General features: G+C 71.5%; 6 protein-coding genes. 3 read left to right on the top strand and 3 right to left on the bottom strand.

Translation table 11 applies throughout. The features are described from left to right. Window positions 1–404 precede the first annotated feature (404 nt). Complete coding sequence (locus ACFZCP_RS15885; protein ID WP_362687140.1) at window positions 405–854, top strand: PTS glucose transporter subunit IIA; 450 nt, start codon at window positions 405–407, stop codon at window positions 852–854. A 78-nt stretch (window positions 855–932) separates the two neighbouring features. After that, entirely contained in the window at window positions 933–2603 is a 1671-nt protein-coding gene (gene ptsP, locus ACFZCP_RS15880) for a phosphoenolpyruvate--protein phosphotransferase (RefSeq protein WP_391427611.1), read from the top strand. A gap of 70 nt (window positions 2604–2673) precedes the next feature. On the opposite strand, the gene ACFZCP_RS15875 is transcribed toward ptsP, so the two are convergent. Continuing rightward, the gene (locus ACFZCP_RS15875; protein WP_391427610.1) at window positions 2674–3567 is read right to left on the bottom strand and encodes a hypothetical protein; all 894 of its coding nucleotides are present in this window, start codon (window positions 3565–3567) and stop codon (window positions 2674–2676) included. A gap of 22 nt (window positions 3568–3589) precedes the next feature. Continuing rightward, window positions 3590–4798: an MFS transporter gene (locus tag ACFZCP_RS15870; protein ID WP_391427609.1), complete on the bottom strand. Its 1209-nt coding sequence runs from the start codon at window positions 4796–4798 to the stop codon at window positions 3590–3592. Window positions 4799–4919: 121 nt separating this feature from the next. Here ACFZCP_RS15870 and ACFZCP_RS15865 point away from each other — a divergent pair, with 121 nt between their 5' ends. Further along, complete coding sequence (locus ACFZCP_RS15865) at window positions 4920–6239, top strand: aminotransferase class I/II-fold pyridoxal phosphate-dependent enzyme (RefSeq protein ID WP_391427608.1); 1320 nt, start codon at window positions 4920–4922, stop codon at window positions 6237–6239. A 12-nt stretch (window positions 6240–6251) separates the two neighbouring features. Here ACFZCP_RS15865 and ACFZCP_RS15860 read toward each other — a convergent pair whose 3' ends face one another. Beyond that, the gene (locus ACFZCP_RS15860) at window positions 6252–8219 is read right to left on the bottom strand and encodes an acetoacetate--CoA ligase (protein WP_391427607.1); all 1968 of its coding nucleotides are present in this window, start codon (window positions 8217–8219) and stop codon (window positions 6252–6254) included. Between the last annotated feature and the right edge of the window lie 5 nt (window positions 8220–8224).

Here is an 8224-nt window from a genome sequence, read left to right as displayed (position 1 = left end):
CTTCGGTGTTTCCGACTCTATCAGATCTTTTCTCGATCCGATTTCCTCGGTGCTTTCCAGGTTCTCGCTCTCGCGTTTCCCTTTCCGGCGGTTCCAAACTCTATCAGCGATTTTCCGTCTCCCTGACCACCCTTTTGCAGGCATGCAAAAGGCGACCCCGGGATAGGATCTGACGAGTTTGGGTGCTGCTTAGTGGAAGCGCTTCTACGTCGCCCCGCCTCAAGCAGGAGTACGACTGTACACGGGGCGCGGAAGCGCGCGCAAATCAGCCGGGTTGGTGGTCTAGACCACTTCCTGGTAGCTTCAAACGGAACCGCCACTTCATCTGACATACGCTGCTGTTCAGTGCCGTCCGGGACAGGCAGTGACGGCCCGTATGCAGCATCACGCCTGGGAGGCCTCCCATGACCACCGTGACGTCCCCTCTCGCTGGACGTGCCATCGGACTGGCCGCCGTGCCGGATCCGGTCTTCTCCGGGGCCATGGTCGGCCCGGGCACCGCGATCGACCCCGTGCGTGAGCCTTCCGAGGCGGTGTCGCCCGTGGACGGCGTCATCGTCTCCCTTCACCCGCACGCCTTCGTCGTGGTCGACGGGGAGGGGCACGGCGTGCTCACCCATCTCGGCATCGACACCGTTCAGCTCAATGGCGAGGGGTTCGAGCTTCTCGTCAACAAGGGCGACACCGTGACGCGTGGTCAGAGCATCGTGCGCTGGAACCCCGCCGCGGTCGAGGCCGCGGGCAAGTCCGCGGTGTGCCCTGTCGTGGCCCTGGAGGCCACGGCCGAGTCCCTCTCCGACCTCTGTGACAGCGGCGACGTGAAGGCCGGCGACAGCCTCTTCACCTGGAACTGACGGCAAGGCCGTCGCAAGGCGGCGCTCAGGACGACCACTGCGGCGGCGGGACCCGCCGCACTACCGGAGACGGGTGAGATGGTGACAACGCTGCGAGGCGTCGGCGTGAGCCACGGTGTGGCGATCGGCGAGGTTCGGCACATGGGAACGGCGGTGCTGGAACCACCGGCCAAGCAGATCCCGGCGGAGGAGGCGGAGCGCGAGCAGGGGCGGGCGCGTCAGGCCGTGGACGCCGTGGCGGCCGACCTGATGGCGCGCGGCAATCTGGCGGGCGGCGAGGCCCAGGCCGTACTCGAGGCGCAGGCCATGATGGCCCAGGATCCCGAGCTGATGGCGGACGTGGAGCGGCGCATCGCCGTCGGCAGTACGGCCGAACGTGCGGTGTACGACGCGTTCGCGGCGTACCGGGAGCTGCTGGCCGGGGCCGGGGAGTACCTCGCCGGGCGGGTGGCCGACCTCGATGACGTGCGGAACCGTATCGTCGCCCGCCTGCTCGGGGTGCCCATGCCGGGCGTCCCGGACAGTGACGAGCCCTATGTGCTGGTGGCACGTGACCTGGCTCCGGCCGACACGGCGCTGCTCGACCCTGCTCTGGTGCTCGGCTTCGTGACCGAGGAGGGCGGCCCGACCAGCCACAGCGCGATCCTGGCGCGGGCGCTGGGCGTGCCGGCGGTCGTCGCGCTGCCGGGTGCGGGTGAGCTGGCCGAGGGCACGGTGATCGCCGTCGACGGCAGCACGGGTGACATCTTCGTGGACCCGAGCGACGAGAAGAAGGCGGAGATGCGGGCCGCGGCCGCCGAGCGCAAGGCGGTGCTGGCCGCCTCGACCGGGCCGGGTGCCACGGCCGACGGCCACAAGGTGCCGCTGCTGGCCAATGTCGGCGGGCCGTCGGACGTGCCGGCCGCGGTGGAGGCCGGGGCCGAGGGCGTCGGCCTGTTCCGTACCGAGTTCCTGTTCCTGGACGACAGCAAGAACGCGCCGTCCGAGGAGAAGCAGGTGGTGGCCTACCGGCAGGTGCTGGAGGCGTTCCCCGAGGGCCGTGTGGTCGTGCGGGTCCTGGACGCGGGTGCGGACAAACCGCTGGACTTCCTGACCCCCGCCGACGAGCCCAACCCGGCGCTCGGTGTGCGTGGGCTGCGGACTCTGCTCGACCACCCGGACGTCCTTCGTACGCAGCTGACCGCGCTGGCGAAGGCTGCGGAGGGGCTGCCGGTCTACCTTGAGGTCATGGCGCCGATGGTGGCGGACCGTGCCGACGCGAAGGCGTTCGCCGACGCCTGCCGTGCGGCGGGGCTGCGGGCCAAGTTCGGGGCGATGGTGGAGATCCCGTCGGCTGCGCTGCGGGCGCGTTCGATTCTGCAGGAGGTCGAGTTCCTGTCGCTGGGGACCAACGACCTCGCGCAGTACACGTTCGCCGCGGACCGTCAGGTGGGTGCGGTGTCGCGGCTCCAGGACCCGTGGCAGCCCGCGCTGCTCGACCTGGTCGCGCTGTCCGCCGAGGCGGCCAAGGCTGAGGGCAAGAGCTGCGGGGTGTGCGGTGAGGCCGCGTCCGACCCGCTGCTGGCCTGTGTGCTGACGGGTCTGGGTGTCACCTCCCTGTCGATGGGCGCGGCGTCGATTCCTTATGTACGGGCGACGCTGGCGAAGTACACGCTCGCGCAGTGCGAGCGGGCCGCCGCTGCCGCCCGTGCCACGGACAGTGCCGAGGATGCTCGTGGTGCGGCTCGGGCGGTGCTGTCCGGCGAGTAGTCGCGTCCGGCTGCCGTCGCCAGTGGTGTGCAGGGGCGTCCCGCCTTCGGGTGGGGCGCCCCTGGCGCGTTCAGTGGCGGTGTCCCGGTTCCGTGCCGTCCTTTCCGAGGTCGGGTGGCACGCAGTAGTCGACGCCCGACTCGGGGGCGATGATGTCGCCGGACTCGGCGTCGGTGCAGTAGGCGTCGAAGACCTCGGAGGCGGTCAGTGGTTCCAGATCGCCTCCGCGCAGTCGCCAGCCGTGGACGCGGTCGGCCGCGTCCGGTGCGCTGATGCGCATGACGAGTCCGCCGGGACTCCTGGTGGCGAGGCCGAGGGCCAGGACGCTGGTGAATTCGAGGGCTTCGGCCTCGTCGAGTTCGACGGCGCCTTCGGTGCCGTCGTCGGCGTGCAGGACGGAGACGAGGGTTTCCGGTGGTCCGGAGACGCTGCAGACCAGGTGCCGCTCGCCCGGCGGGGCGGTCTCGAGGATGCGGACGACGAGGTCGCAGGCGCGGGTGAAGGCGGCGCGGCCGATGTCTTCGCCGCAGGTGGGGCAGGGGCCGAGGCGGGCGAGGAGGGTGGTGGCGTACTCCCAGGTGGCCTGCCGTACGGCCTCGTCGACGAGGACGGGCAGGAGCGTGGCGAGGGGGCGGCCGTCGTAGGGGACGGTGGGGCCGGCGGCGGCGAGTTCCGCGGTGAAGCGGGTGCGGCTGGCCGGGGCTTCCGGGTCGAGGCCTGTGTCGGCGCAGAAGGCGGCGTAGTCCTCGGGGTCGAAGAGGGCCAGTGTGGTGTGGCTGCCTTCCGCGGCGCGGCTCTTGAGAACGGCTTCCACCTGTTGGAGGTAGGTGGTGTGATCGTCGAACGAGAAGCTGCGGTAGCGCCGCATGGCGCGGAAGTCGTGCTCGTCGGTGAGCAGGCCGATGGTGCCGGCGATTTCGCGGCGCAGGACGCGTCGCATGGTCAGGTGGTCGGTGTGCGCCATGTTTCCCCCAATGCACAGTCGATCAATGCTCACTCACAGTAATCGGCGGCACTGACAACGGGCTCCTTCGAAGCCGGTCGCGGACCAGGCGGTGTTGAATTCCGCAGGTCAGAGCGATGGTGGTACCGAAGAGTGCCCAGCCCACGGGCCCTGCGGCGAGGGCCGCGGTGACGGCGAGCGGGCCGATGCTGCGCTGGGCGGACTGGGCGAGGCCGTGGACTCCCAGGTAGGCGCCGAGGCCGGTCTCGGGGGCGAGGGCCACGGACAGCTCCCAGGAGACAGTGGCGTGGAGCATCTCGGCCAGGGTGAAGGCGACGGCGGAGGCGGTGAGCAGGCAGACGGCCCGGAGCGTGCCGCCGGTGGCGGCGAGGGCCAGGGTGACGCCGCCGAGGGCGAAGGCCGCGGACAGGGGCAGGAGGAGGTTCCGGGCCGCCGCGGTGGAGGCGCCGTGGCGGGCGAGCGGTACCTGGAGGGCCACCACCATCACGTTGTTGAGGACGAGCAGCAGTGGTGCAAGGCCGTGGGGCACACCCTGGCTGTGGGCGATCGCCAGGGGCAGGCCGATCTTGAAGACGGTGTCGTCGAGGAAGAGGACGGTCTCGGTCGCGACGTAGGCGAGGTAGGTGCGGTCGCGCCAGGGGCCGGCCGGTGCCCGCTTGCGGAGCGCGTCGTCGGAGGTGGCGGCGATGCGCGTGATCGACGGGGGTTCCGCGCAGGTCAGGGTGAGGAGCGCGACCAGGACGAAGGAGAGGCCGTCGCCCGCGAGGAGCCAGCGGTAGGCCGTGGTGGTGCCGAGGGTGAGTGCCGCCGCGGCGGCGAGGCCGCCCAGGGCCCAGCCGGCGTTGGAGGCGGTGCGGTTGACCGCCTGGTAGCGGACCCGGTCGGCTCCGGCGACGCGGGTGGCGTAGAGCCTGGTGAGGACGCTGGAGGCGCGGTCGCCGAGGCTGCCGGCCGCCGAGAAGACGAGCAGGGGGAGGTAGTGGTCGGTGGTGAGGAGGGCGAAGGAGGCGAGGGTGCGCAGGACCTGGAGGGCGATCAGGACGCGGGTGAGGGGTAAGCGGTCGGCGAGGCGGCCGCCCAGGGGGGCACCTGCGATGCCTATGGCGCCTGAGACCGCTGCGAGCGTTCCTACCTGGGCGAAGGAGAGCCCTGAGACGTAGGTGAAGTACAGGACGGAGACGGATGCCCACAGTCCGCTGCCGATGCGGTCGAGGAAGGTGACCAGGAGCATTCGGCGTCCGTCGCGGCCTCCGGGTATGCGTGGCGCCCGGTCGGCGCCGCGTGGTTGCGCGTCCACGGATCCCCCTGTGCGAAGCTTGAGCCAAGTTATGTACTGGTACATAATTGTCAACGTGGCAACACAATATGAGATCAGTGGTACGACGGCCAAGGGAATTGCCGGCTCCGTCGAGAGCGGCGTGGCCGAAGGGGCGCTGCCGCCGGGTGCCGCGCTGCCGCCCGTGCGGCGGCTCGCCGAGGAGCTGGGGGTGAGCGCGGGCACGGTCGCCACGGCCTACAAGGAGCTGCGGCAGCGGGGCATCGTCGTCACGCACGGGCGGGGCGGCACGGTGGTCGCGTCGGCCCCGGCGGTCGCGTCACGCCGGCCGCCCAAGGTGCCGGAGGGACTGCGCGACCTGGCCGGCGGACATCCCGATCCGGCCCTGCTGCCCGCCCTGGTGCCGCCCTCGCGGCTCTCCCCCGGTGCCCGCTCCCATCGTTCGGCTCCCCGGCTCGCGCGGCTGGAGGACGCCGTACGCGGCTGGCTCGGGGCCGACGGGATCGCCGCCGAGCACGTGACGTTCGCGCACGGGGCGCTGGACCTGATCGGCCGGGTGCTGTCGGTGGAGCTGCGGCCCGGGGACAGCGTGGCGATGGAGGATCCGGGCTATCACCATCTGCTGGATCTGGTCCCGGCGTTGGGGCTGCGGATGGTCCCGGTCGCCGTGGACGACGAAGGGATGCGTCCGGATGCCCTGCGCGTGGCGCTGAGGGCCGGTGTGCGTGCGGTGGTGTTCAGTCCGCGGGCGCAGAATCCGTACGGTGGCTGTTTCTCCGCGGCCCGTAGGGACGCGCTGGCCGGGCTGCTGCGGGACCGGCCCGATGTGCTCGTGGTGGAGAACGATCATGCCTCCGAGGTGGCCGATGCCGCCCTGTACAGCCTCACCGGCGCCGGTACGGCCCGCTGGGTGCATGTGCGGACCGTGAGCAAGTTCCTGGGGACCGATCTGCGGTGGGCGGCCGCGGCCTGTGACCCGGTCACGCTCGCCCGGCACGACGGGCGGCTGCTGCTGACGTCGGGCTGGGTCAGTCACCTGCTGCAGGAGACCGTGCACGGGCTGCTGACGGACGGGAGCACGCGTGCGCTGGTGGCACGCGCGCGTGAGACGTACGCGCTGCGTCGCACCGCCCTGGCCGGGGAGCTGGCGGCGCGGGGCATCGCCTCGCGCGCCGCGAGCGGCATGAACCTGTGGGTGCCCGTGCGGGACGAGTCCGCCGCGGTGAACGGGCTGCGGTCCTACGGCTGGTGGGTAGCGGCCGGGGCGAGGTTCCGCCTGGCCTCCGCTCCCGGTGTCAGGATCTCGGCCGCGGGTCTGGAACCGGCCGAGGCCGAGCGGCTGGCCTCGGACTTCGCCACCGTGCTCGGCGAGTCCGAGGCCACCTATGGAGGGTGACGTGCCGGCGGGTCAGGAGCGCTTGCGGGCCAGCTCCTCGTAGAAGCCCAGCAGGGCGAGGTTGTCGATGGACCCGGGGTTGACCGCCTTCTCCAGGGGCGTGCCCTGGAGGAGGCGCTTGACCGGTACCTCGATGCGCTTGCCGGTGAGGGTGTGCGGGATGCCCGGGACCTCGATGACCTCGTCGGGTACGTGGCGCGGGGAGAGCTGTTCGCGGATGGCCCGCCTGACGCGGTCCAGGAGCGCCTCGTCCAGCACCGCGCCCGGTGCCAGGTGCACGAACAGCGGCATCCAGTAGCCCCCGTCGGGCTGCTCGACGCCGATGACGAGGGACTCCTTGATTTCGGGCAGCCGTTCGACGACTTCGTAGATGTCGGCCGAGCCCATGCGCACGCCCTGCCGGTTGAGGGTGGAGTCGGAGCGGCCATGGATGATCACGGACCCGCGTGAGGTGAGGGTGATCCAGTCGCCGTGACGCCAGACGCCGGGGTAGGTGTCGAAGTAGCTGTCGTGGTAGCGGCTGCCGTCGGGGTCGTTCCAGAAGCGGATGGGCATCGACGGCATGGGGTTGGTGACGACCAGCTCGCCCACCTCGTCGACGAGGGGCCTGCCGCTCGGGTCCCAGGACTGGAGGTCGGTGCCGAGGCCCGGCGCCTGGAGTTCCCCGGTGTACACCGGGAGGGTCGGCACGGCTCCGGCGAAGCAGGAGCAGACGTCCGTGCCGCCGCTGACGGAGGCGATCCACAGGTCGTCGCGGACCTCGTCGTGCAGCCACCGGAACCCGTCGGGGGGCAGGGGCGAGCCGGTGGTGGCGACGCACTGCACCCGGGAGAGGTCGAAGTCGCGGGCGGGGTGCACGCCCGCCTTGCGGCAGGCCATCACATAGGCGGCCGAGGTGCCGTAGAGGGTCGCTCCGGTGCGTTCGGCGATCCGCCACTGGGCGCCCATGTCCGGGTAACCGGGGCTGCCGTCGTACAGGACGATCGTCGTGCCCGTGAGCAGGCCGGAGACGAGGAAGTTCCACATCATCCAGCCGGTCGAGGTGTACCAGAAGAAACGATCCCCGGGGCCGAGGTCGCAGTGCAGGCCGAGCTGCTTGAGGTGTTCGACGAGGATGCCGCCCTGGGACTGGACGATGGCCTTGGGCAGGCCCGTCGTGCCGGAGGAGTACAGGACCCACAGCGGGTGGTCGAAGGGGACCTGCTCGAAGACGGGCTCGGTGTCGGCCGCCGTCAGCGCCGACCACTCCAGGGCGCCCTGCGGGGCCGCGGTGCCGAGGAGCGGGACGTGGACGACGGCGCGCAGGGTGGGCAGCTCACGGCGCAGTTCGGCGACGGTCTCGCGGCGGTCGTGCTCCTTGCCGCCGTAGCGGTAGCCGTCGACGGTGAACAGCACGACCGGTTCGACCTGCTGGAAGCGGTCGAGGACGCTGCGGGCGCCGAAGTCGGGGGCGCAGGAGGTCCACACGGCGCCCACGGCGGCCGTGGCCAGGAGGGCCACCACGGCCTCGGGGATGTTCGGGAGGTAGCCGCTGACGCGGTCGCCGGGGCGTACGCCGAGGGCGCGGAGTTCGGCGGCGAGGGAGCCCACCTGGCGGCGCAATTCGGACCAGGCGACCGGGCGCGGTTCATGGGTCTCGTCGACGTACAGGAGGGCGGGTTCATCCGGGCGGTCGGCCGCGGCGCGCAGGGCGTGCTCGGCGTAGTTGAGGGTGGCTCCGGGGAACCACTGGGCGCCCGGCATCGAGCGGTCGCCGAGCACACGCGCGCCAGGTGTCGAGAACCGTACGTCGAACCATTCCGTGACCGCCTGCCAGAACGTGTCCAGCTGGTCGACGGACCACCGGTGCAGCGCCGGATAGCCGCCCTCGGCCGGGGCACCGTGGTGCTCCGCGGCCCAGGCCTGGAACCTGGTGATGCGGGCCCGGGCGATCCGTTCGGGATCGGGCTGCCAGAGCGGCTGGGGGTTCGCGGTCGACATGGGGG

The sequence above is a fragment of the Streptomyces sp. NPDC007971 genome, assembly GCF_042958635.1.
GTDB lineage: Bacteria > Actinomycetota > Actinomycetes > Streptomycetales > Streptomycetaceae > Streptomyces.
The sequence above is the reverse complement of the archived record's forward strand: the minus strand, read 5'-3'. Positions and strand labels throughout refer to the sequence as shown.